Genomic DNA, 26,110 nt, shown 5'->3' on the forward strand with positions numbered 1-26,110 from the left:
TTTTCATTAGATACTGATGTTGTTATAAATTCAGTAGCTAATTTTGTGACTGCATCATACAAAATAGCGCTAGATTCAAGACTATTATGAAAATTCATTCTATTATCGTTAATTATTACTTTCGGTATCCCGTATTTACTAATTTTCTTTTTGAGATTATGGTTGGTTTTGCAATCTTTTCTTTAGGCAAAATATTTGGTTTATAAGGTATATATTTTTTGACAAAAGTTTTTTCTTTTTATTGTATTTTTATGAGCAAAAGCACTTAGAAATCCGCTTTGTGTAAGTTTTTTTGTTAATTGGCTATATGATATTTTTACATTAGTTATTCTTTCATAAAATAAACGCTAAGACAAATATGAATTACAAGAACTATTTTTTTGTTCCAGCAATTAATTTTTTGCTTTCATATTTTTTCATAATTGATAATTAAATCATTACTGTAAATCTTTTTTCTATCGCCTCATTGATTGCCATGTGCTAAGTTAACTTCTTTTTTGCATAATTTAGCATTTCTTAATTTTTGTTTTAATCTTTTTATGGTTGATATTGAACATTTTGCCTTTAAGGATAATCGCTTATTTGTTAAATTGGAATATGTAGTTATAACATCTAATTTTTGTTTTCTATTTAATTGAAAATAGTTTAATTCTATTTCATGCATAATAAGACCACCTATAACATTTTACTATATATGTTAGGCGGCTCGTTTTTGTTGCGATTTAACGAAATTTAGCCATTATGAGTAATTATTAAATACTTTAAAAGCAACCTTTTTTAAAATTAACAAGGCTGCTTTTTTATTATTTAATTTACTTTTTTTGTGATTCAATGATTTTATTTTAATTGTTGCAATAATTCATCTGTTAGTGCCAATTCTGTATAAAGTTCTTTGATTTTTGCCTTTCAATATTCTTTTGTCTGTGAATGCGTTATTTTTTCTAGGAGCTCAGTTAGTTTTTTATATAATTCTTCCTGCTTTGCAAGAATATTAGCTAATATTTTTTTTGCTTCAGCTCTTGCTTTTTCTGAAAATTCTTCAATTAACTTATCACCTTTTTCTTTGGAAAATTCCGTTATAAGTTCTTTTATTTTTTTAAGAAGTTCTTCATCAACATCTTTATGCATATTTTTTTCTTCTTCAAGTTTCGAAAATCTGCTATTAATTTTTTCATCAATTTCATGACCCAAAATATCAAAGAAGAAAATTTCTAAGTTATCTTGAATTACTTTTTCTCTAGTTAGTAGATATATTCCTTGATGTCTAGTCATTAAATCATAATATAAAAATTTAATCTTTTCAAGTTTTTCTTGTCTCGTTTCATAATAATAGGTACGTAACTCTTCAAATTTTTTTATAATGGCATTTTTATCATTTGATATATTATCATCTTCTTTCTTTCCTTCACCGAGCTTTTGGGGATTCACTATTGAAGGAGTAGTATTATTTCCTTGATCTGGTGTCTCATGTTTATCGGGTTGTTTTTCTTTTGGCTTATTTTCAGGGTTGCCTTGATCGCCAGGCTTGTCGGGGCCTGGTTCATCAATATGTTCTGGTTTTTTGGGACCAGGGTTAGATGGGTTTGCACATGATAGAGCTATAACTGGTGTTGCCAAAACAGGCAAAAATCCTAAAAAAAGTAAATTGCTTTTTTTCATTTTTTTCCTTTCAATTTAGTATTTTTTTAATTATATAACCAAAAAAAAAAAAAAATAGCGCTTCTTTCATTAATTATGTGGATTCTCAATTATTTTGCAACATCCTATAGTTTAAAATCATTATAGGAGGTAATGTGAAATATAAAAAAATAGAAATCCAGAATTTGACAGATTTTGAGAAAAAAAAGAAAAGATATTTATACCGATATAACTAATGAAAAAAATAAAAATAAACCAAATCGCCATAGAACACGAAGTTAGCAGTTTTATAGTTTCTAAAATTAAAGATCTATAAATTTTGACGGGACATTTAATGTCTCAAACAAAAATAAAGGAAATAAAAATAGACAAAAGTTTAGCGATGATCTTGAAGATTCTAAAATTGAAAAAATTAGAGATTTTAGTTCTTTTATTTTTGATCAACCTAGAGATAGAACTAGAAATGTTACTATGGCAATTTATTATAGAACAAAAGGTTCAATAATGTCTTTAAAAACTCTTTACAGACGCACCTTTAAAAAAAGGAGCTATGCAACAGAGCACTCGCACAAAGGGGCTAGAAAAGAAGCTAAAAGAAACGTTAAAAAATATTTTAAATAACACGGTTTTAGAAACAATATTTTATTATGTAATAAATAGTAGTGTTGAAAAATCTTTTAAAACTGCTCAATCAAATTATCCTATATGCTTTAAAATAAACAATATAAAACATTGAACAGAAATTAGTAAAATTGAAGACCAATTAATAGATTACTTTAATTTTATATCTCCAAAATTAAAAAGAAATAGCAATAAAAACTGTTTTAGAAAAATAACTGAAGGCGATCCTGGTTGGTATGTTGATTATCATTTTAAAAACAAAACTCATTCAGGCGCAGACGAATATTATGCCCCAGTTGATACTAACGGCAATAGAGTTAATTTTTCAAAGAAAATAAGAGTTTTATTTCGTATGAACTCAAGTGGTGAATATTTTTTTCAAAACTCCAGAAAACCGTTACAAAGCAAGTAGTGATTTATCTAACTTTTAACTCACAAGAGATTTTTTTAATAGGTAAAAATCTTGACGTTTGAGACGATTTGGCTTATAAATTGAGTTTGATAGTTGTAACACATAAGTCAGTAGTTTCGACATTTACGGACAAGTTTAATTACCTGATTATAAATTTATAAAAATTTAAATTAAATACATCAGGTTCGAAAGAAGAAACAAATCACTTAAAAACAATGTTTAAAAACACAATTAAACAAGTGGATAATGACCTATCTGAATACTTTAAGTAGATTTTTAATTTTATTTTATTGTCCGCAAAAGCGGGTTTGAAAAAAAATGGTTTGCCAACCAATCTAAAGATGAATAAAGCTTAAAAAATAAATTTAATATCATAAGTTTAATAAACATTTTTAAACTATAAGAATGTTGCAATTTGATTAAGAATTAACAGCAATTTATAGAACTTAAAATTATGATACTTTATGGTTTTGAATTATTCGTAATTTATTAATTATCTAATGAAAAAATTACACCAGTTAAACCAATGTAATTTTTTGACCATACTATCAAACATTATTGTTTTGTCTTCTTAATTCATCATCTACTATTTTTTCGATAACTTTTAATTCTTGCTTCATTTTTGTTTCATTAAATATATTAGACCCATAAGATTTTCCTGCATCGGCTTCTAGTTTTTTTCTTAAAGATTCATCTTTTATTAATCTAATTTTTTCTTGTAACGGTTTTAATTTTTCTTTCGCTAATTTGGTGCGATTTTTGGCTGATAAATATATCGCAAAAATAAAAATACCAAAGAAAGCTATAAGCAATAGAAATAATATTGATAAAAAAGGTGTGGTGAATACAAATATTTTTGAGAGAATATATTTGTTTTTTATCTTCATCGAATCAATTTTCTTTAATTCTAATGTTAATAAAATAGCTAAGATAAATGATCCAATATTAAATAAAATTGCAAATAGTAATATTGTTATTCCTGCTCCGTCTGGATATACTTTTGGTATCAACATTGATAAAAAAGAAAAATCTACATCTTTTACCACATAATAATATCCAGTCGAAACCAAGTACAATATATATGCTAATATGGCAAAGGGTAATGATAAACCAAAATAAAGTTTTATTTTATTATTCATATTTCTCCTATTAATTATGTTTATTTTTCAATGTATTTTTCTATATTTTGTAATGTTCTTTTATAAATATCATCATTCATATTAATCCTTTGTTATTTCTTTAAATTTTTTAACTAATTCGTCATTTCTTTTCTTGATATCATTTATTGTTCAATAATCATTTTCAAGTTGTGAGATTTGTATTGCAGATCTAAATTTTGCCGCCTTTTTATATATCTCTTTTTTAGACTTAAATCAATCATCAGAAGCTCTAATATTACGCCTTTTGTCTAAAGGAATTATGTTTCCAATTTGTTCATATAATTCTTTATTTTCTTTATCGAATTGTGCATGAGATTTAGGTAAAATATGTTCTATTTCTCATTTGGCTGGCAATATATCCATCTCTTCTTGATCGTTTTGTGAATATTCAAACATTTTTATAATCATGCTTATGATTTTTACATTTGGACTTTTGATTTTTTCCATCACATCATCTGAATCTTTTTTTTCTAATTTAGAAAAATCAAACTCATGGCCTTTTATTATGCTTTTATTTAGTAACAAAATGCCGTGTTTAATATCGTTTATTGAAGGAATTACTAAATATCTTGTGACAATTCTATTTCTTAATTTTATTAATAACTCAAGATATTCACTTGTATCATCATTATCAATTTTGTCTTTATTTTTTAAGTAATATATTAAAGCTGGGTATTTACCAAAATCATTAGAGAAAGAAAAAATAATATCTAGTTGTTGTTTAATCTTCGAGTTTAAGTCTTTTTCTTCATTTAAGTTATTCACCATTTTTAGAAATGAAATAATATTTTTAATAGTTTCTATCATTTTGTTAAAAATATCATCAATGTTATTTTGTTCTAGATATTTTAATATGTATTTTCTTATTCCTGGCGTGGTACTGTCGATATCTCCTTCTTCTGCCCTTAAATAGAACATATAGTATGAAAAAATATCATTTAATGTCTTATTCATTGAAACACAATCATATTCTAATTCTTTTCATTGTTCTATGAATTTATCTTTTTCATTTTTATCTTTTAATAGGTTATATATCTTAGCTTTAAAAATATCGGCATCAGAAAGAGGAACCCCTCTATTATTAAGAGTTTCAAAAACCGTCATAGCAGATTGTTGAGATTGCGAAGATACAGTTAAGATAAGGGTTTTTTCTAATATGGTATTAAAAAAGTTAAATATCCCCTCAATTTCATTTTTTGCTTTTTCTTCAATCAACTCTATTAATTTTGCATAGTTTTTCGAATAATTACTTTTACTTTTTTTGTTATATTCACCACTTTTGATGATATTCTCAAAATCTTCTAAATTACTTTGCATTACTGAAACATTTTGAATGGACATTGAATTTCTATCAATTATTTTTTTATAATCATTTGAAATATGTCAAATACATTCTTCAATTTCTTTTGCTAAATTTTTAGTATTTTCACTATTAGTGTTCTCACATTTTTTAAGAATTGCTCTTAAAAGTAGAAAAATGGTCGTTATACGTTGTTGTCCGTCGATAATTTCTCATTTTCCATCTTCGTTTTCAAAGAAAACAATTGAACCTAAAAAATACTGTTCTTTTGAATTTGGCTCTTTAAGTATAATTTTGTAAAATTCTCATAAATCACTGAATAATTTTTCGGTTTGTTCTTCTCCTCATGAATATGGTCTTTGATATTCAGGTATTAAAAAATTATGTTCTTTAGAAGCATTTTGAAATAAATTTCTAATTGTTATACTATCTATATTTATTTTGTTTTGTGTCATATATTTGCCTTCTCCATGAAAATACGCAAAAATACACCTAATAGTTAGGTGTTAATTTATTGTTAAATTATTTATTAAGAGTCTGCTCTCTCTCTCTCTCTCTCTCTCAATCTTATTAAAAGAGGCTTAGGGAAAGAAAATGCATTTAAAGTTCTCTTTGCATTATTCATGGTAATATAATTATAATAAATTTCTTTAGATATTGACATATCTAAAACGCGTTTTGATCATGTAAATTCTCAATTATTTTGCAACATTCTATAGTTTAAAATCACTATAGGAGGTAACGAGAAATATAAAAAAATAGAAATCCAGAATTTAACAGATTTTGAGAAAAAAAGAAAAAGTATTTATATCGATATAACTAATGAAAAAATAAAAATAAACCAAATCGCCATAAAACACGAAGTTAGCCGTTTTACAGTTTCTAAAATTAAAAAATTTATAAATTTTAGTGGGATATTTAATGTCTCACACAAAAATAAAGGAAATAAATATAGACAAAAGTTTAGTGATGATCTTGTAGATTATGAAATTGAAAAAAATCAGAGATTTTAGTTCTTTTATTTTTGAACAACCTACAGATTAGAACTAGAAATGTTACTATGGCAGTTTATTATAGAACAAAAGGTTCAATAATGTCTTTAAAAACGCTTTACAGGCGCACCTTAAAAAAGGGGTTATGAAACAAGAACACTTGCACAAAGCGACTAGAAAAGAAGCTAAAAGAAATGTTAAAAAATATTTTAAATAACACAATTCCAGAAACAATATTTTATTATGCAATAAATAGTAGTGTTGAAAGGTCTTTTAAAACTGCTCAATTAAGTTATCCCATATGCTTTAAAATAAAGAATATAAAACATTGAACAGAAATTAGTAAAATTGAAGACCAATTAATAGATTACTTTAATTCTATATCTCCAAAATTAAAAAGAAATAGCAATAAAAACTGTTTTAGAAAAATAACTGAAGGCGATCCTGGTTGGATGTTGATTATCATTTTAAAAACAAAACTCATTTTGGTGCAGTTAAGTACCTAAACGAATATTATGCTCCAGTTGATACTAACGGCAATAGAGTTAATTTTTCAAAGAAAATAAAAGTTTTATTTTGTATGAACTCAAGTTGTGAATATTGTTTTAAAACTCCGGAAAATCGTTACAAAGCAAACAGTGATTAACTCACAAGAGATTTTTTAATAGGTAAAAATCTTGACATTTGAGACGATTTGGCTTATAAATTGAGTTTGATAGTCGTAACGCATAAGTCAGTAGTTTCGACATTTACGAACAAGTTTAATTACTTGATTAGAAATTTAGAAAAATTTGAATTAAATACATCAGGTTTAAAAGAAGAAATGAGCCACCTAAAATCAATGTTTAAAAGTACAATTAACCAATCCAAATATGAATAAATTTAAAAAATAAGGGCCGTAAGGTTAATTTAAAAATATATTACTATTTAATTTTTTTCAAAATATATAGATTGACAAAAAAAATAATAGCAAAGTGTCACACTTTGCTAATTTTCCTGATTACTAGTTTAAATTTTTAGGTCTTAAAAAATAAATTTGATATCATAAGTTTAATAAAAATTTTTAACTATAAAAATATTGCAATTTGATTAAGAATTAACACTTATATTACTTTTATAAAATTAATTAGAATTTTTTTAGCAATGATTGACCTGTCATTTCCTTTGGTTTCTGAATATTTAAATATTCAAGAATTGTGGGTGCAACATCACAAAGCGCCCCATTTTTTAATTCAATATTTTTATCAGTTGAAACAAATAAAACCGGACTTGTTGTATGTTTTGTTGCAGGTTTATTATTTTCATCCTCAGTTATTTCGGCATTTCCATGATCAGCAGTTATGAATCATGTTACTTTATCACGATTAGCTATCACGAATTTAAGAATTCGTTCAAATTGTTCATCTAGAAACTCAATTGCTTTTATTGTTGCTTGTAAATTTCCAGTATGACCCACCATATCTGGATTAGCATAATTCATGATAACAAAGTCATAATCATTAATTTTTTCAAGCAATTCGTCAGTTATTTCTTTAGCTGACATATGAGGATAATCAGCAAAGCTTGCAGCTTTGATACTATTTACTAAAATTCTATCTTCATTTTTATAAATAACTTCTTTTCCACCATCCATAAAGAAGGTGACATGCGCATATTTTTGAGTCTCTGCTAATCTTAATTGTTTTAGATTATTGGTGGCTAACACTTCTCCAAGCGGGTTATCTACTTGCATTTCTTTAAATGCGACTAAGGAATTAATACCCTCATATTTCATTAAAGAAGCAAAGAGATTTGGTTTTGTTTTGTTTTTAGGTTTATATTCATATAGTTTGCTATCTAAAATTAGATGACTAAGTTGTCTAGCACGATCTGGTCTAAAATTAAAGAAAAAAACATTATCATTTTCTTTTAAAAATAAGCCATTTTGGTTTTGTGCAGGGTAGAAAAACTCATCATAAATTCCTTGATTATATTGTTCGTTTATATACTTATTAATATCTTTATACTTGATGGGTGATTTACCAAGAATTGCTTCAAGTGCCAATTCATTTCTTTCGAATATTTGGTCACGGTCCATAGCATAAAAGCGCCCTGAAATGCTTGAAATCGGATAATTGAAATCTTCTGATAATTTTTTAAGTATTATCAATGAATCATTAATTGATTGTGGCTTGACATCTCGACCATCACCAAAAATATGAATTGAAACTTTTTTAAGTCCCTTGTGGTTGGCAAGTTTTATAATTTCAAATAAATGATTATCTAATGAATGTACACCGCCATTACTTAGCAAGCCCATTAAATGCAAAGTGGTATTGTTTGCTATTGAATTATCAATTAATTTATTTATTACTTCGTTTTTTTTAAAATCACCAGTCTCTATTGCTCTATTAATCAATGATAAACCAGTATATACAATTCTTCCTGCCCCGATGTTTAGATGGCCGACTTCTGAATTCCCAATTTGACCTTTTGGAAGGCCTACATATTCTCCAGATGCTTGCAAAACAGAATTAGGACACATTGCAAACAAATAATCAAATATTGGATGATAAGCCTGTGCAAAAGCATTTCCTTGTCTTACATTTCTAAGACCCAAACCATCAATTACTGTTAATATTACTTTTTTTTGATTTTCCATACATTACCTCTATAATAAAAAAATATATTTTTACTTATATAAATTTTATAATAAAACAAATGATGCTAAATCATTTTGATTGATTGAGGTGTTAAATTATAAAATATCTTAAAAAGATTGAGATTTGACTTTTTTTGGTCCATTTTTTCCTCTAATTATGTAAACTAAAGGCAAATGTAATATAATAAAAAATGTGTATCTATTGTGGACACACAAATCTTTATTTTTTAAACTTTATCAAAAGGTAAAAAATTTTATTAAATGATAAATTAATAAACTAAATTAAGGATAAGTATATATATGACTCCAAAAACAAAAAAAGCCCTAATTATTAGTGGTATTGTAGGCGGTATTGTTTTAGTACCTACAGTAGTTACGATAATTCCATATGGCGCTCAAATTTCATGATTTAAAAGAGAAACTCAAAAGAATCAAAGATATGAGAAAGAATATGTAGAAGCTAAGAAAGCAGCTGTTGAAGATGAAGCAAATAAGGCTTTAAAAGCTAAAATCGATGCTAAGGATGCTCAAATTGCAGACTTAACACAAAAAAGCCAAAAAGCTGATGAAGCAACTAAAGCAAAATTAGAACAAGAAATTAGAAATGCTGAAGCAGAACGTGCTCAACTTGACGATCAATATCAAGAAAATATTGAATCTAAAATTTTACCTATATTAGCAAAAATTGCTGAAGAAGGTGATTTGAGATACTACGAAGGTACCTTAAAAAATACAGCCGAATATGTAGTATTGTCATACAAAAAATTTCAAAGAGATTTAGCAAAACTTGCTTCTAGAGATGATTTAGATATAAATTATCCAAGCAAGGAAAATGCTCAAGAAATTATTAAGTTCTATCAAGATTGAATTAATACATTTTCGAAAATTAATTCAAGAAACCTAAACACTGCCTCAACAGCATGAGTAAGCGGATTAAAATATGAATGAGAAATAGCTAAAACAGTTTATGCATCAGAAAGCCGTTTACTTGGTGTTTGATTAGAATGAGGTCTATCTTCAGCATATCCTATCAATGCTTTTTATGACACAATTAGTTCAATTGATGAAGAGAGAGCTCCAAAGGTTCAAAAGAATCTTAAAGAAGGAATTGAATCTGATGTTGTTTTATCAAAAGTGGTTATCAAAAATAATGTAAGATCAATTTTATCTAATTTTTACCAAGATCAATTGAAAGAATTTTTAAATGGATCTGCTAATGAAATAAAAGTTACTGATCTTATTGCAAAAAATGAAGAATTAGCTAAATCAAGCCCAAAATTAGTGGAATTCCACAAATTCTATGCTAATGAATATTACAAGGCTTCTAAATCAGGTTTGGGTGAAAATCTAGCTGAATTAAAACTATATAAAACAAATGAAATCGACGAAAAAGAAAATCACGTTGAAGTATTTGATGGCAATGATGTTAAGACGGTTTATGGTGTTGGTTTAACTGAAAAAGACCTAAATGCTAAGAATGTTGGTTTAAATTCTATCGTAGGAAAACCAGGTGTAACAAATGGAGATAAGGTTTATAGTGGTATCTTAAAATTCTCTACTACTACAGATGATACAGCCCAAGACGTGTTTAATTCAGGTTATGAAACAACGACAACAGCTGCTAAAAATATGAAATTGACAGCCGCTGCAGTTGCTAAATTAATTACTGGAAAAGACAAAGGTGTATGAGCTCCAACAATTAAGTATGATGCTGATGGTCTTGGACCAAATCCAGTTGAAGAAGTTAAATTAAAAATTAGAGATGCTAATGGTGAAATCAATATTTCTGATTTCTACAAGTGATTAAACCAAGAACAATTCTTCTTTGGTCGTGAAGATGCTTCATATTACACAGAAGCTAAAAAACAAGATTTAGCAAAAGATCCTAAATTAGAGGATGCAAGACAAAATCTAAAAAGATTAGGATATGAGTTCTTAAAGACAAATAAAACCAAATATGGTTCAATTACAAATGAACAATTCTACTATGGAGCACTAGAAGCCTTCAAGGGTTACCATGAATTTAGAGATACTACAATTGATCATGGATATTCATATTTCCCTAAGAGTGTTCCAAGATACGGAATCACTTCATATGAATATAGAAGACGTGCTGAAGAAGGTGTTGGTGCATATAATGGTAATGCACAAGTTGAAAAAGATGGATTTGGTGCATTTACATTTAATGTTGATCCATACTACAGCTTACCAAAATGATCAGTAACTTCTTTTGCTAACCACGAAAGTGTTATGGGACACCACAACCAAATCTATTATGCTAAAAAGTTTTTAAAAACTATTGATGGATTAACTGTTGGAAATATCTTTGATTACACTTCATATGCAGAAGGTTGAGCTTTATTTATGGAATGATTCGGAATTGAATCAGGACTATACGGAACTCCTGACTTTGACAGCGAAGACTATTACGCTTTCCCAGTAAGTTTTAAACATTCAAATGGAATTACAAGCTTTGTTTCTTCAGCAATATCGCAAGATGAATCAGCTGTAACTGCTGCAGAAATTAAAGGAATGAAGGAATTACATGGTGGTGTATATTGAAGTTTAGTTGCATCAGAAGGCAAAAATAACTCAAGCGATGAAGAACACACTCTAAGAGCTGTTGAATTAGCTAATATGTTGCAATATTTTGGTGCTTTAAATGAAGCTCAATTACGTAACATGAGACGTGCTGTTGACCCTGCATACCATGGAAGAATTGAAGGAAAAGAAGATTTACCTGCCGGTGCATCAATTCAAGATGTTAGAAACTTCCTACATGCTAACTCAGCATTAGGAATTGGTGATATTACATCAGAATCAAAACGTTATCTAAACCTACCCGGACAAGCAACATCATATAATGCTGGTAAAGAAGCTATGTTGAAGCTATATGACAGAGTACGTCAATCAAAGGGACTTTCAAGAAAAGATTTTGTTACTGTCGAAGATAAGGCAAACATTAAAGAACTATTAAATCTAATGTTAGAAACAGGTGGATTACCTCTTGAAACTTTAAAGGAAATTGTAGAATTACATTACAAACTATAAGAGATTTAATTATTCTTTTTTAAAAAAACATCTAGCTAGTCTAGATGTTTTTAATTTTTCTTTCTTGTAGTGAAACTAAAACTCTGTATAGTATCAAAGATAAATATTTTTATGCTTTTTCATTTAAAATTAAGGTACCTGCAATTTTTGGCAGGAACTACTAAACATTGGATTTATATTTTTAAATTAGACATATAATAAAAGGATTTTAAATAATATATATGACTCAAAAAAACAAAAAAGCATTAATAATAACTTCGGTTGTTGGCACCTTAGTTGCAGCTCCTGTGATTTTTACTGTAATCCCTTTTGCTGCTCAAAATGCTTTATTTAGAAAAACAATTAATGAAAACAAGAAACTAGAAAGCGAATTAACAAATGCTGAGGCAAAGGCAGTTGAGGCAAATGTTGATACAAAAAATAATATTGAGGAAAAGAATACCAAACTAAAAGATTTAAACACAAAGTATAATGAATTGGATGATAAAAAGAGTGAACAAGCCACAAAAATTGCTAAAGAAATCGAAATGCTTGCTAGCGAAATTAGAAATCTTGAGTTAGAATACAAAGTAAACATTGATAATGCAATATTGCCTTATTTAGCTAAAATCGCCCAACATGGTGATGCTAAGTATTATGATAATAATTACAAACATACAGCTAGATATATTGTTCTTTCATATGATAAGTTTCAGAGAGAATTAGATGATTTGGCGGCAAATATTGATATATTCTATCCTGAAAAAGAAGATGTTGACAAGATTGTTAAATACTATCAAAAATGAATTGATTTATTTTCAAAAATTAACTCTAATAATCTCAATGTAACTACAACAGCCTGAGCAAGTGGATTGAAATATGATTGGGAAATCGCGCAAACCGTCTATGCTTCACAAGGGCGACTAGCAGGTGCATTTTATGAAGGTGGACCAACATCAGCTTACCCAGTTAATTCATTTTATAAAACTATTTTAAGAATAACTGGCGATAGAGCCGAAAAGATGCAAAGAAACTTAAATGAAGGAATGCAAGCTAATATTGTTTTATCAAAAGTTGTTATTAAAAACAATGTTAATATCATTTTATCAAGACATTATTCAAAGGAATTGCTAGAGTTTGCAAAAGGAACACAAGAATCAAAGTCTGTTATTGAGATAATTGATTCTAATAAAACTCTTGATGAAAAAACTAAGGCATTCCATAAATTTTATGCAACTGAATATTACAAAGCATCAACTACTGGTTTAGGCGAAAATTTAGAAGAGCTTAAGGTGTTTAAATCAAATGTAGTTAACGAATTAGAAAATACTATTGAAATTTTTGATAATTTAAGTAAAAAAGTTGTTTCAATTTACGGGCTTGGTTTAACCGAAAAAGATCTTGATGCTAAAAATGTTGGTTTATCAAGTATTCCTGGTGATGAGAAAAATACAACTGGTAAAAAGATATATGATGGTATTTTAAAATTTGCTACAACTTCAAATGATTCTGCACAGGACGTATTTAATTCGGGTTATGAAACAACAAAGACGGCTGTTAAGAACATGGAATTAACTGCAAAAGCAGTCGCTAGATTAATTACCGGAAATGAGAACGAGCCATGAACCCCAACTATTAAGTATGATTCTGATGGTGTTGGCCCACAAGAGGTTAAGGATGTTGTACTTGAAATAAGAGATGCAAATGGGAATATTAATTTGCCTGAGTTTTATAAATGATTAAACCAAGAACAGTTCTTTTTTGGTCGCGAAAATTCCTCATATTACACGCAAGAAAAGAAGAATGAATTAGAAAAAGACCCAAAATTACAAGATGCTATTAAAAATTTAAAGACTTTAGGTTATGAATTCTTAAAAGGTCAAAATTCTAAATATAGTTCAATTACAAATGACCAGTTTTATTACGGAGCTTTAGAAGCTTTTAAAGGTTATAATCAATTTAGAGACACTACTATTAACGAAGGATATTCTTATTTCCCTAAACAAGTGCCGAGATATGGAATTACTACATATGAATATTCAACTCGTTTAAGTTCAGGTGTCGGTGCATATAACGGAAGAGCTAAGGTTGAAAAAGACGGATTTGGTGCATTTACATTTAATGCGGACCCTTATTTTGGCTTGCCAAAATGGTCAGTAACTTCATTTGCTAATCACGAAAGTGTTATGGGACATCACAATCAAATATACTATGCGCAAAAATTTCTAAAAACTGTTGATGGGCTAACGATAGGAGACATTTTTAACTATACTTCATACAAGGAAGGTTGAGCTTTATTTATGGAATGATTTGGAATCGAGGCAGGTTTATATGGAACGCCTGACTTTGAAAATGAAGATTATTACGCTCTACCTGTTAGCTTCAAATCAGCAAAAGGAATTACAAGTTTTGTTAAAGCGACAAGACCACAATATGTAACTAACGAAGAAATTAAAGGAATGAAGGAACTACATGGTGGCGTGTATTGAAATTTAGTTGTTTCAAAAAACAAAATCGACGATGATAAATTGCATACTTTGAAAGCCGTTGAATTAGCTAATATGTTGCAATATTTTGGTGCTTTAAATGAAGCTCAATTGCGTAACATGAGACGTGCTGTTGATACTGCATATCATGGAGATATTAAAGGTACTGATGATTTACCAGCTGGCGCTTCAATTAATGACATAAGAAAATTCCTACATGCTAACTCAGCATTAGGAATTGGTGATATTACATCAGAATCAAAACGTTATTTAAATCTACCCGGACAAGCAACATCGTATAATTCAGGTAAAGAAGCAATGTTGAAACTATATGACAGAGTTCGTAAGTCAAAAGGCCTTTCAAGGGAAGAATTTGTATCAAATAAGGAAAACATTAAGGAATTTTTGAATTTATTATTAGAGACCGGTGCATTACCTCTCGAAACCTTGAAAGAAATTGTCGAATTACATTACAATTTATAATTTTATCTGCAAAATTAAAACTAGCCTTTTTGGCTGGTTTTTTTCTTATTAATTCTCAATCAAATCGTAACACTTTTATAGTTTAAAAATGTTTATTAAGCTTATGATATCAAATTTATTTTTAAGACTTAAAAATTAAACCAGTAATCAGGAAAAATTGGTAGTGTAGTAAATTTTGTGTAAATTTATCTCCTACTTACTTTTTGAGTAAGAGATTTGAGAATTTCAATATAGTAAAATGATTGAGAATTTACATAATGGATTTTTTTTAAAAAAAATGAATATAAAAAAAATTAGTATATAATTATATCCATAGCAACCATAACGAAGGGGCCCACCTGATTCCATTCCGAACTCAGCAGTTAAGACCTTCCGTGCCGAAAATACCATAAGGGAAGATAGGTCGTTGCTTTTTTTATTTCCTTTTTTTACTTTAAAGCATTGTAGGTAACTAAAAACTGATATTTATAAATTTATGAAATAATAATCTTCATGTTTTAAAAAAATATAAAAAAGTTATAACTAATTACTTTGGTAATTTCATTCTATTTACTATATAATATAGTTAATGATTGATTATATAAAATGTTATTTCCACATTTTAATGTAATAAAAAAGTCCTTAAAATAAGATAGATTTGAATATTTGCAATACAAATCAATCAGTTAACATGTAAATTTTAATTTAATTCTAGACTAATTTTAATTCTTAAAATAATAAATTTTTTTATAAAAAAGTTAATATTTTTCAAATTTTGTAATTAGTTATTTTTAAATAAATTTAAACATAAAATAAATGAGGTGTTTTTTATGAGGTTATTTAATTTATTGTTGAATGTGTTTTCGAGCGTTTTAATTCCAACAACCCCTGCCGTAATTAGTCGCCAGAGTGAGGATGTTCAAAATAAACAAGAGATTTTAGAAGCAAAAGATAGGACCACTGATATTCTTGATAATTCAATAATTCATAAGCCAACATCTGATGAAATCGAGAATTTGGCCGATTTAAATATTTTTTATTCTGCAATGACTTTAAAAACACAATATAACTTGTTGCATGCCTATAAAGTTTTGAAGAAATTACTCAAAATTAATGATTCTGCTGAAATTGATGAATTACCATATAAGAAATATAATGATGAATTAAATCTCGTTCCAGATAATGAACTTAATAATCAAACATCACATTATCACCCTGCATATTTAGCATATTATTGAAAAATATTTATTCCATTATTTAAACAGATATCATTTGATTATGAGGAATTTTTAAACAAACAAATAAAAAATAAAAATATTAATAGTGATGAAGCGGCAAGGAATGAACCAAAATTATTATCTATTTTTGATGAAATAGACCCTAAATATGAAGATGTTTATTTTGTTAGAGTTGTTGCTCTTGAATTTGAAGCATTTGAGTTGTTGAATAAACATAAACATAATGAAAAACTTGAAGAGCAAATAGACAAATTATTAAAAGTAGAAGATGGAACAAATCCATCTTCTCCACAGTATGTCAATACCTTAAAAAAAATTATTCCAATTATTGCCGAAATAAGAAACATCGCTGGAGAAAGTATAGCTAATAAGCTTTCAAAAGAAGTAGATAAGGAATTAATTAATGACAAGATTAGACTTGAAGCGTTAACAGCTGCCGTTAGAGCAAAAGGCTCAGATGAATATGAAAAAGATATTAAACAGCGAGCATTAAATGTTACAAAAAATACCTCAATGGAAGAATTAATTAAGCTTAGAGATGATGCTGAAAAAGTGTATGATACATTAAAAAGTAAAGCAGAAGAATCATTCCAAAAACTAAAAGAAAAAATGAAATTTCGTGAGCAAATAGATAATGCATGAAACGTTAAAGTTTTACAAAGAGTATACGGCGAGATTATTAAACAGCAAATTAGTGAGTTTAGAAAAGACGTAAAGGCAGTTGTGGAAAAAACTATTGGTTCAGATATGCATAACGATTTTGAAACGCGTTTATCAAATCAAAATTTAACTTTGGAACAATTGACTGTTATTTTTGAAGAAGCCAATAATGAATTTATTAATGAAAAAGAAAATGCTACTAGAATAGTAAATTCTATTCTTGATGAAGAAGTCAGAAGAGAAAATATTGAAAAAATAGAAAAATCAAACAATATTGCAGAATTGAAAAAAATTGCAGACGAAGCTAAGAAAATTAGAGCAAACGAAGATTTGCTAAACGCAAGAAAAAATGCTAAAGAGGCAGTTGACAAAACAGTTGGTTCATCAAAGCATGATGAATATCAAATGAGATTAGAAAAATCACAAGAGGAAATAGATAAACTTTTAGAATTAATAAAAGAAGCAAATCTTGAATATACTACTAAAAAAACAGAAGTTAACAAGATTTTGGAAAGCCTTGATGATAAAAAAGATTTTGTTGAAAAATTTAATAATGCTAACAATATAGAAAAGTTAGATGAATTGCAAAAGATTTTATTGGTTGAAAAGCAAGAACAGGATTTGATTAATTTAACTAAAAGAGCACAAAAAGCAGTTGACCAACTTGAAGGTTCTAGTCAATATGATGAATTTAAAAAAATGCTCGCTAATGCTATAGGCGATATGGCTAAACTTCTTAGTGTTGCTGAGAAAGCAGAAGCCATTTATAATGCTGAAAAGCAAAAAGTATTAGATATATATAATAAATTATTGGATAAAAAGGATTACCAAGCAAGAATTGACAGCGCAAAAAACATTGAGGCGCTAAAGCTTTTATTAAAAGAAATAACCCAAGAAAAAAAGTCGCAGGATAATGCCAAGATAAAAAAAGATGCTGTGGATGCTGTTAATAAGTTAGAAGGTTCTGATATAAAATCTCAATTTGATAAAGAATTAAAAGAAGGCCTTGATGATCCTGAAAAATTAAGTAATATTATTGAAAGAGCTAATAAAGAATTTAGCAAAGAGTTTGAAACAATTAATAAAGAATTAGATAAATTAAATGACTCAAATGTAAAGAAAAAAGAGCTAGAAAAATTAGCTAAAAAAGCTAAAAATGTAAAAGAATTAAGAAGCATAAAATTACAAATTCAAAAGGCCATTATTGAGCAAGAAAACAACAAGAAGGATGATCCAAAAAAAGATAATTCTAAAATAAATCAACCAAAAGAAGAAGAGAAAAACCCTAGTATTCCTAAAAAACCTGATATTTCTAAAAAAGATAGTAAATCTAAGGTTAATGTAGCCGCAATTGCAACCCCACTTGTGGTAATACCAACGTTGGCAGGAGCAAGCGTTGGCACTTGATATATGGTTAAACGCCATAGAAAGAATAAAAAAATGTAATTTTAATATAAAATAATGTGCAAACTTGTTTTGTAATTTCTAATTCAAAAAGCAAGTTTATCGATATAAAAATAACAATTTTAAAAAAATATTAAAAAATATTATAAAAAAATTTTTTTAATATATAATTATATTTACAGCAACCATAACGAAGGGGCCCACCTGATTCCATTCCGAACTCAGCAGTTAAGACCTTCCGTGCCGAAAATACCATAAGGGAAGATAGGTCGTTGCTTTTTTTATTTTATTTTTTTAAAAAATAGAAAGTAAAATTATATTATATGGTTAATAGAGAATTCGAGACCGAGGGAATAGTTCTAGAAATAATAAATTATGGTGATAATGATGCTATCATCCAAGCTTTGACACAATCGGGTGCTTGCTATTTTTTTGCCAAAGGAATACAAAATGTCGAATCCAAAAATAGAAGAAATTTATTATTATTAGGATTGGTAAATTTTGAATTAATAAGATCGAAATTTGTTGGTAACATGCCTAGACTAAAAAGAGCAACACTAGTTTCGTTTTTTCCATTGCAAGAAACCTTGCAAGATATATTTAATAAAGTTCATTACTTTTTAAAGCGAGCAGGTAAGCAAAACAATAATTTTTTATATGCTAGATATAGGGTTTTTTTAGAAAATGTTGAAAAAAAACCAAACCATAGTTTTATTTATATCTTATTAGCTTTTTTAGATATGTTTGGTTATAGGCAAAATTTAAGCTCATGTGTAGAGTGCGGAGATAAAGAACATATTGTAGATTTTGAATTTTATAAGGGAGGTTTTTTATGCCGAAACCACTCACAAAAAAGTAAGGATATAAATTTATTAAGAGGTTTGTATTGGATTGAAGCTGATTTTGAATATTTTAAGAGTAATATTGATGAAATTGATGTTATACAAATAATAAATATAGTTATTTCTTTTATGAAAACGATGATATAAAAACCCCTATTCTTCAAGGGGTTTTTCAACTTTTTTAGGTTTTTCTTTTTTAATTTGTTTATTTTTTTTATTTGCTGAGTTTTTTCTTATTATTTTTTTTGGTTTTGAATTTTTATTTTCAGTTTCAACTTGATTTGATTTTTTAGTATTGTTTTCTTTCTGCATCTTTTGTTTATTAATTTCAACTTGATCAACAAGAAGAATAGTAGGAATAATAACAACATTTCTTCTTTTGCTTTTATAAAAGAAAGGGTCAAGTCTATCGATAATTAATTGTTTAATTCTAGGTATCGTTCAATCTTTTTCGTTTTTAATTGTGTATAAAACCGCCCCGTGTACAAGTCTTTTTGCGTCTTCCACTAATTGCAATGAGTTTTTAACAAAAAATGCTCCTCTTGATACGATTCTTGGCTTTCCAAGAATTATATTTTTTTCTTTATTAATAGCCATTATTACATGGACAAAACCATTTTGTCCCAATTCCATTCTTTCTTTCATGATTTGTGAATTTGTTTTTGATAGAATGTTTCCATCTATAAATACAGGACCAAAATATACTTTTTCATTTGATAAAGAAATCATATGGTTTTGTAAATAATAAACGTCCCCCAACTTAGCAATAATAATGTTATTTGGTTTGATTCCTGATTCAATTGCTGTATAGCCATGAACCACACTCATTCTAAATTCACCATGATATGGCATGAAATATTTTGGTTTTGTTAATTCAAATATCTTTCGATGTTCATCACGGTATGCATGCCCTGAGGTGTGCAAGTAGCCATCAACACCATTTTCTCTTATAATTGCCCCTAGTTTATATAACCTATTAACTAATAACTCACATTTAGATCTATTTCCTGGTATTGGACTAGATGAAAAAATTATTGTGTCCTTAGGTTTGATTGATATATTTGGGTGTTTATCATATGACATCTTGGCTAGTCCCGCCATTTCTTCACCTTGGGAACCGGTTGTCAAAATTAGTAATTCATTGTCATTATATTTTGAAAGACTTTTTTTATCTATAAAGACTTCATCAGGCGCATTTATATAACCTAATCTTCTACCGATATCAATGTTATCGATCATTGATCTACCAAAAGCAATAACTTTTTTGCCTAATGAAGCACCGAGCTCAATGATTGCTTTTATTCTTGTAAGATTTGATGCAAATGCCGTAATGATGATTTTCTTTTCAGCTTCTAACATATATTTTTTTATGTCTTTTAATATATCGCTTTCTGATGGAGAATGGTTAGGGCGCATGGCGTTAGTTGAATCCGAAAATAAGACATCTAGCCCTTCTTCGCCAATCTTTTTTAGTTTTGAGAAATCGGTTAAATTGCCAATAGGTCGATAATCGAATCTAAAATCACCAGTCATCATTAATGATCCATTTGGAGTTTTGATTCTAACACCAAATGCGTCAGGAATTGAATGTTGAGCAGTTCATCAGTCAACACTACAATCACCAAAATCAGCCACAAGATCCCGGTTTATTTCAATAAACTGGACATTTACCTTAATTTTTATATCAGAAAACTTAAGTTTTAGATATTGAATAGCAATTCTTGGGGCATAAATTCTTTTTACATTTACTTGTTGAACCAAATATGGAACACCACCGATATGGTCTTCATGCCCGTGTGTTATGAAAAGTCCTTCAATTCTATCCTGGTTTTCAGCTAAATAAGTAAAATCTGGAATTGAACCGTTAATCCCGGTAACAAAACTATCGCAAAACTTAATTCCGGTATCAATAATAAAAATATGTTGGTCATATTCAATTATTAGTGTGCTTTTTCCAATTTCTTGCATTCCGCCTAAACCAAATATTTTTGTTGGTTTCATATTTTAACCCTCCAGATGAAATTATCTTGTGTACTTTATAAAAAAAGGAATTATTAAATAATACTTTATATAATTATATACATTATTAATATTTTTTAAAAATGGAGTAAAAAAAATGAAAAGTGAAGCAAAAATAAGTATAAGTTCATTTATTTTTAAGATTCTTGTTTTTATAGGTCTTATTATTTCTGGATACTTTATTTACACATCCGTGTCTAATTTTCTTGGTTCTGTTAATAACAAATTTGAGAGTTCGGATGTTAATCAGGCCTATAAAGGAATAAATGATTTTCTCAATGATATTATTAATCTACTCAAAGAAAATTTAAAATGATTTATTATTCTAGGTTTTTCCTTATTGGGTGCTATCTTAACTTGAATATTAGATGTTATTGTTCTTTCATTTGCTCCATGAAAAACTAATAAATTTGGGAAGACTATTTTGTTTTTATCAACAATTTTTCCTCTTTTTCCTATTTTTTGAATTATATCAATTATAGGGAATTTAGCAATTATGGCCAATAAGAATTCATATAAAAAGAGAGTAAAACAAAATGAATAAAAAAGAATTTGAAGAAAAAAAGAAATATGTAAAAAATGCATTCAAGGATGCTAAAAATGTTGTTAAGCGGGGAAATATGATAATGCTAGCCATAGGGTTATTATTAGGTACCTCGTTTGGCGCTGTAATATCTTCGCTAGCTAAGGATGTTATTCTTGCAGCTATTACATCTGTTTTTAATGTTAACGAGGTAAAGGACATTAAAATCGGCAATATTCTTATTGGTCAATTTCTTGCGGCACTTATTCAGTTTCTTATTGTTACAGTGGTTATATTTGTAAGCTTATTTTTAGTATATTTGATTAGGAATATCATTCAGTATCACAAGGCAAAAAAATTACCAATAGTTGAAGAAGTTGAGGAGCCAAAACCATTAACTACAGAGGAACTAATTTTAGAAGAACTTAAAAAGATTAATGTTGAACTTGCAAAAAATAAGAAGAGTGATGAAGAGAAATTAGTGCAAGAATAAAACCTAAGAATTGAATTGCGATTTACTGATTTATAGAGTATAAGCTTAATAGCTTATATTTTTTATTCTTTTTAAATTTCATTTATTTTTTACTTTAGGCTAAATAAAGCTATAACTATTTAAAAAAATAAAAAAATTGCTATAATTTTAGCGTGTTTTATATAACCAAAAAACACTTAAAAACTATAAAAAGTCTATCTAAAAATATTAAATATATAACCAAATAAACATAGGAGATTTTATAATATGCCAATGAATTTAAAAGGTCGTAGTTTAGATACAGCTCTAAACTTCACAACCGATGAAATCAATTACCTTTTAGATCTTTCTTGAGAATTAAAGAAAGCTAAAATGCAAGGGCTACATACTAACAATCGTCCTTTAACAGGAAAAAACATTGTTATTATGTTCCAAAAAGACTCAACAAGAACACGTTGTGCATTCGAAGTTGCTGCCGCTGATTTAGGGACAAGCTGTACATACATTGGACCTACAGGATCTAATTTTGGTAAAAAAGAATCAGTTGAAGATACAGCTATGGTTTTAGGCCAAATGTATGATGGTATTGAATTCCGTGGTTTTAAACAAACAGATGTTGAAGCACTTGCTAAATATTCAGGTGTTCCAGTTTGAAATGGCTTAACCGATGCTGAACACCCAACACAAATGTTAGCTGACTACTTAACATTTAAGGAATTCGTAGGTGATCTAAGAGGAAAGAAAATTGTTTTCGCAGGTGACATTAAAAACAATGTTGCTCGTTCATTAATGATTGGTGCTGCATTCTTTGGTGTTCATATTGTTTTATGTGGTCCTAAATCACAATGAGAAATTGTTAAAAGCGGACCAAACCATAAAGATGTTTATGAAGCTGTTCAAAAACTTTTTGAACGTAACGGTGGATCAGTTTCATTTTCAGATAACAAGATTGAAGCTGCTATGAATGCTGATGCTATTTATACAGACGTTTGAGTATCATTAGGTGAACCATTTGAACTATTTGAATCACGTATTCAAGAACTTGGTGCATTTCAAGTTGATATGGCTATGATGAAAGCAGCAAAAGAAAGTGTTATTTTCTTGCACTGTTTACCTGCATTCCATGATGATAAAACTTTATTCTCATCAGAAATCAAAGAAAAACTTGGACAAAAATACCCAGTTGTTGCAACCGGAGCTATGGAAGTTACTGACGAAGTATTCCAATCAAAATACAATAAATCAATTCAACAAGCTGGAAACCGTATGCACACAATTAAGGCTGTTATTCTAGCTACAATAGGATATTAATTATGAGTAGAATCGTTATTGCCTTAGGTGGGAATGCGTTAGGAAATAATCCTGCAGAACAAAAAGAATTAGTTAAAATTCCTGCGAAAAAAATTGCTGAATTAGTTAAGGCCGGCCATGAAGTTATTGTTGGCCACGGAAATGGGCCACAAGTTGGCATGATTTTCAATGGTTTTGTTAGTGCTGCATCAGTTAATCCTAAATCACCATTAGTTCCTTTACCAGAAGCTGGCGCTATGTCACAAGGATACATTGGATACCATATGGTTAATGCAATTACCAATGCATTTAAGGAAGAAGGATTAGAAGAAAAAGAAGTATTATATCTATTGACTCAAACTTTAGTAGATCCAATGGATCCTGCATTCAAAAATCCTACAAAACCTATTGGTCCTTTCTTTATGACAAGAGAAGAAGCAGAAATGGCTAATCCTAATAGTGTTATTGTCGAAGATGCTGGACGTGGTTTTAGAAAGGTTGTCGCTTCGCCAAAACCAATTAACTTTGTTGGTATTAACCAAATGAAGAACGCTATTGAAGCTGGAGCTACTGTTATCGTTGGTGGTGGTGGTGGTATCCCTACTGTTAAGGATGAAAATGGTTTTATCAATGGAGTTGATGGAGTTATTGACAAGGATTTTGCTTTAGCAAAAATGGCTGCCTTAACAAATGCAGATTACTTTATTGTTTTAACTGCAGTTGACTACGTTAAAGTAAACTACGGAAAACCAGAACAAAAAGATCTAAAACACGCAACAAAAGCTGATCTTGAAAAATACATCGAAGAAAAACAATTTGCTCCTGGAAGTATGTTACCAAAGGTGCAAGCTGCTATTAAGTTTGTTGAAGAAGGCGGAAAGGCTGCATTCATCGGAGATTTAAAAGATTTAGAAGACATTATTGCCGAAAAAATTGGTACAAAAGTTACTTTAAATTAATTTTAAATTTATATATAAAAAAGTTGGGACGCAATCCCAACTATTTTATTTTGTTATTTTTTTGATTGTACAATTCATACAAACAAATGGCGGTAGCAGCAGAAACATTTAATGACTGAACAGAATCAAAATCTTGTTGTATATAAATCACTTCATCTGCATGTTTTAGTAATGTTTTTGATACTCCGCTTTCTTCATTACCCATAATTAGGGCAACAGGAAAGCTAAAACTTGTATTTGATATTGTTTTGGCTTTTTTATCTAGTGCTGTTGCATATATTCAAAAACCATTATTTTTTAGGTTTTCAATAGCTTCAAACAAGCTAGCAACCTTGATGATTTTGATATTTTTAAATCCACCGGACGAGGTTTTTAAAACAGCCGGAGTTATGTCTACACTTCTGTTTTTAGGTATGATAATATGTCTTATTCCAAAAACATTAGCTGAACGAATTATTGCTCCGAAGTTTTGTGGATCTTGTATATGATCTAAAATTAAAATTGTCTCAGCCTTATCCTTATAAATTGAACCAAGATCATGATAATTAAAACTTTCAATTTCTGCAATATAACCTTGATGATTACCATTGACTATCTTATTCATTTCACTTGCTGGTAGATAGGTTATATTTTTGGCTTTAATTTTATTATTTTGTAATCCCTTTAATAGAAATATCTTTTTAATAGGAAAATCATTTTCAATAGCTTCAAGGACTGAATTTTTTCCATATATAAAGTTTTTCATTATATTAATTTCTTATCCTTTAATATTTTTCTTAGATTATCGGCCTGTATATATTTTTTTTCATCTAATAATTTTTGTCATTGATTATAAAGAGCGAGGTCTTTGCTACTGATTTTTTTATTTGTAAAACTAAAACCAAGAATTTTCATTATTTCTAGGAATGTATTAAAGTTTTCTTCTATTTTTGAAAGTTGTATTATTTCCTTATTTGCTTGCGCAAAATTCAATTTTGCACACAATTTAATTATTTCATCAACTTTATTTTTATTAATTTTATAAGTATTGTTTTTTAATTGGACAGTATTATTAATGACAATAAACTTATTTATAAGTTTCTGCAATGAATCAAATAATTCATCGCTAACATTTATCGGCTTAGCATAATTGGTACTTAATATCATTAGCTTATAAGTATCCGGATGGTATTTTTTTAAAAAATCATGGGGAAAAATAAGATTTCCTATTGACTTAGACATTTTTTGATTCTTATAGTTTAGTGTTCCAAAATGAATTCAGTCGTGTGAAAGAGGCTTATTGTATATCGAATAATGTTGAATATTTTCATTTTCATGGTGCGGAAAAATTAGATCAATACCTCCACCATGGATATCAATAGTTTCGCCTTTGAAATATTTTGATATGAAACAACTACATTCAGTATGCCAACCAGGACGTCCCGGGCCAAAAGGGCTTTCAAATTTTATACCAATATTAGTTTCCTTTCATAAAGCAAAGTCTTGCTTATTTTTTTTATTTAATTCATTATTATCATCATCTGATATTAAATTTTCAATTTTTTGTTTGCTAACAGAACCATAGAATTCCTTAAATTTTAAGACATCAAAAAAAACGTTGCCGCCTACTTTATATGCTGCTTTTTTATCTATCATTTTTTGTATATATTCATACATATCATTTAATGAATCAGTAACTCTAACTATTTTATTTGGCATTTCAAGATTAAACAATTTGAATAAATCAAGATAATATTCTTCATATTTTTTTGCTATTTCTAGTTCGCTTTTGTTTTCATCTATAGCCTTTTTAATAATTTTGTCATCTATATCAGTTATATTATTAAGATAAAATATTTCTTCTCCTAGAAATCTTTGGGCTCTTATAAGGATATCAAATGTAACACATGGTCTTATATTTCCAATATGAGGATAGTTATAAACTGTTGGACCACATAAATAATATTTTTTCATGAAAACAT

At 28.3% G+C, this 26,110-nt stretch carries 19 protein-coding genes and 2 rRNA genes; 13 read left to right on the forward strand and 8 right to left on the reverse strand.

The features are described 5' to 3' along the window. Positions 1–325 precede the first annotated feature (325 nt). A complete protein-coding gene (locus tag ACWXVQ_RS01900) occupies positions 326–664 on the reverse strand; it encodes a hypothetical protein (RefSeq protein WP_456013406.1) in 339 nt (112 codons plus the stop codon). A 173-nt stretch (positions 665–837) separates the two neighbouring features. Next, positions 838–1,659, reverse strand: coding sequence for a hypothetical protein (locus tag ACWXVQ_RS01905; protein WP_456013408.1), 822 nt, complete (start codon positions 1,657–1,659; stop codon positions 838–840). 529 nt (positions 1,660–2,188) lie between these two features. On the opposite strand from ACWXVQ_RS01905, the gene ACWXVQ_RS01910 reads away from it, so the two are divergent. Then, positions 2,189–2,671 carry a hypothetical protein gene (locus ACWXVQ_RS01910; RefSeq protein WP_456013410.1) on the forward strand — a complete coding sequence of 161 codons (483 nt, stop codon included), beginning with the start codon at positions 2,189–2,191 and terminating at the stop codon, positions 2,669–2,671. A gap of 545 nt (positions 2,672–3,216) precedes the next feature. Here the strand turns inward: ACWXVQ_RS01910 and ACWXVQ_RS01915 are convergent. Both ACWXVQ_RS01915 and ACWXVQ_RS01920 read right to left on the reverse strand, forming a co-directional pair. Next, positions 3,217–3,810, reverse strand: a complete 594-nt coding sequence (locus ACWXVQ_RS01915) for a hypothetical protein (RefSeq protein WP_456013411.1) — start codon at positions 3,808–3,810, stop codon at positions 3,217–3,219. An 81-nt stretch (positions 3,811–3,891) separates the two neighbouring features. Next, entirely contained in the window at positions 3,892–5,586 is a 1,695-nt protein-coding gene (locus tag ACWXVQ_RS01920; protein ID WP_456013412.1) for a DUF262 domain-containing protein, read from the reverse strand. A 605-nt stretch (positions 5,587–6,191) separates the two neighbouring features. Between ACWXVQ_RS01920 and ACWXVQ_RS01925 the strand changes: the two genes are divergently transcribed. Beyond that, positions 6,192–6,629 carry a hypothetical protein gene (locus ACWXVQ_RS01925; protein ID WP_456013414.1) on the forward strand — a complete coding sequence of 146 codons (438 nt, stop codon included), beginning with the start codon at positions 6,192–6,194 and terminating at the stop codon, positions 6,627–6,629. Positions 6,630–6,835: 206 nt separating this feature from the next. Then, positions 6,836–7,003 carry a hypothetical protein gene (locus ACWXVQ_RS01930; RefSeq protein ID WP_456013416.1) on the forward strand — a complete coding sequence of 56 codons (168 nt, stop codon included), beginning with the start codon at positions 6,836–6,838 and terminating at the stop codon, positions 7,001–7,003. A 246-nt stretch (positions 7,004–7,249) separates the two neighbouring features. On the opposite strand, the gene gpmI is transcribed toward ACWXVQ_RS01930, so the two are convergent. After that, positions 7,250–8,764: a 2,3-bisphosphoglycerate-independent phosphoglycerate mutase gene (gene gpmI / locus ACWXVQ_RS01935; protein ID WP_456013418.1), complete on the reverse strand. Its 1,515-nt coding sequence runs from the start codon at positions 8,762–8,764 to the stop codon at positions 7,250–7,252. A gap of 300 nt (positions 8,765–9,064) precedes the next feature. Here gpmI and ACWXVQ_RS01940 point away from each other — a divergent pair, with 300 nt between their 5' ends. The 6 genes from ACWXVQ_RS01940 (at position 9,065) to recO (ending at position 19,033) form a co-directional block, all read left to right on the forward strand. Continuing rightward, the gene (locus tag ACWXVQ_RS01940; RefSeq protein ID WP_456013419.1) at positions 9,065–11,815 is read left to right on the forward strand and encodes a DUF885 family protein; all 2,751 of its coding nucleotides are present in this window, start codon (positions 9,065–9,067) and stop codon (positions 11,813–11,815) included. 221 nt (positions 11,816–12,036) lie between these two features. Beyond that, positions 12,037–14,763, forward strand: coding sequence for a DUF885 family protein (locus ACWXVQ_RS01945; protein ID WP_456013420.1), 2,727 nt, complete (start codon positions 12,037–12,039; stop codon positions 14,761–14,763). 311 nt (positions 14,764–15,074) lie between these two features. Beyond that, positions 15,075–15,178: ribosomal RNA gene (gene rrf, locus ACWXVQ_RS01950) — 5S ribosomal RNA — on the forward strand. A gap of 394 nt (positions 15,179–15,572) precedes the next feature. Then, the gene (locus ACWXVQ_RS01955) at positions 15,573–18,086 is read left to right on the forward strand and encodes a hypothetical protein (protein WP_456013422.1); all 2,514 of its coding nucleotides are present in this window, start codon (positions 15,573–15,575) and stop codon (positions 18,084–18,086) included. Positions 18,087–18,221: 135 nt separating this feature from the next. Beyond that, positions 18,222–18,325 (forward strand): 5S ribosomal RNA (rrf, locus tag ACWXVQ_RS01960). 42 nt (positions 18,326–18,367) lie between these two features. Continuing rightward, the gene (gene recO / locus ACWXVQ_RS01965) at positions 18,368–19,033 is read left to right on the forward strand and encodes a DNA repair protein RecO (protein ID WP_456013424.1); all 666 of its coding nucleotides are present in this window, start codon (positions 18,368–18,370) and stop codon (positions 19,031–19,033) included. 6 nt (positions 19,034–19,039) lie between these two features. Here the strand turns inward: recO and ACWXVQ_RS01970 are convergent, their stop codons facing one another. Beyond that, positions 19,040–20,887 (reverse strand): ribonuclease J, encoded by a 1,848-nt coding sequence (locus ACWXVQ_RS01970; protein WP_456013425.1) that lies wholly within the window; start codon positions 20,885–20,887, stop codon positions 19,040–19,042. Positions 20,888–21,002: 115 nt separating this feature from the next. On the opposite strand from ACWXVQ_RS01970, the gene ACWXVQ_RS01975 reads away from it, so the two are divergent. From ACWXVQ_RS01975 to arcC, 4 genes are all read left to right on the forward strand, one after another. After that, complete coding sequence (locus ACWXVQ_RS01975) at positions 21,003–21,449, forward strand: hypothetical protein (RefSeq protein WP_456013427.1); 447 nt, start codon at positions 21,003–21,005, stop codon at positions 21,447–21,449. Further along, positions 21,442–21,921 carry a large conductance mechanosensitive channel protein MscL gene (locus tag ACWXVQ_RS01980; RefSeq protein WP_444704993.1) on the forward strand — a complete coding sequence of 160 codons (480 nt, stop codon included), beginning with the start codon at positions 21,442–21,444 and terminating at the stop codon, positions 21,919–21,921. The genes ACWXVQ_RS01975 and ACWXVQ_RS01980 overlap by 8 nt, the downstream gene beginning before the upstream one ends. 246 nt (positions 21,922–22,167) lie before the next feature. Next, complete coding sequence (gene argF / locus ACWXVQ_RS01985) at positions 22,168–23,211, forward strand: ornithine carbamoyltransferase (RefSeq protein WP_456013428.1); 1,044 nt, start codon at positions 22,168–22,170, stop codon at positions 23,209–23,211. A gap of 2 nt (positions 23,212–23,213) precedes the next feature. Beyond that, positions 23,214–24,149: a carbamate kinase gene (gene arcC, locus ACWXVQ_RS01990; RefSeq protein ID WP_438340621.1), complete on the forward strand. Its 936-nt coding sequence runs from the start codon at positions 23,214–23,216 to the stop codon at positions 24,147–24,149. Between the two features lie 40 nt (positions 24,150–24,189). On the opposite strand, the gene rlmB is transcribed toward arcC, so the two are convergent. Together rlmB and ACWXVQ_RS02000 are read right to left on the reverse strand one after the other, a co-directional pair. Then, positions 24,190–24,894, reverse strand: a complete 705-nt coding sequence (rlmB, locus tag ACWXVQ_RS01995; protein ID WP_438340622.1) for a 23S rRNA (guanosine(2251)-2'-O)-methyltransferase RlmB — start codon at positions 24,892–24,894, stop codon at positions 24,190–24,192. Continuing rightward, complete coding sequence (locus ACWXVQ_RS02000; protein WP_456013430.1) at positions 24,894–26,102, reverse strand: class I tRNA ligase family protein; 1,209 nt, start codon at positions 26,100–26,102, stop codon at positions 24,894–24,896. Before ACWXVQ_RS02000 ends, rlmB begins: the two co-directional genes overlap by 1 nt. Positions 26,103–26,110: the final 8 nt, after the last annotated feature.

Source organism: Mycoplasma sp. 527 (genome assembly GCF_053851595.1).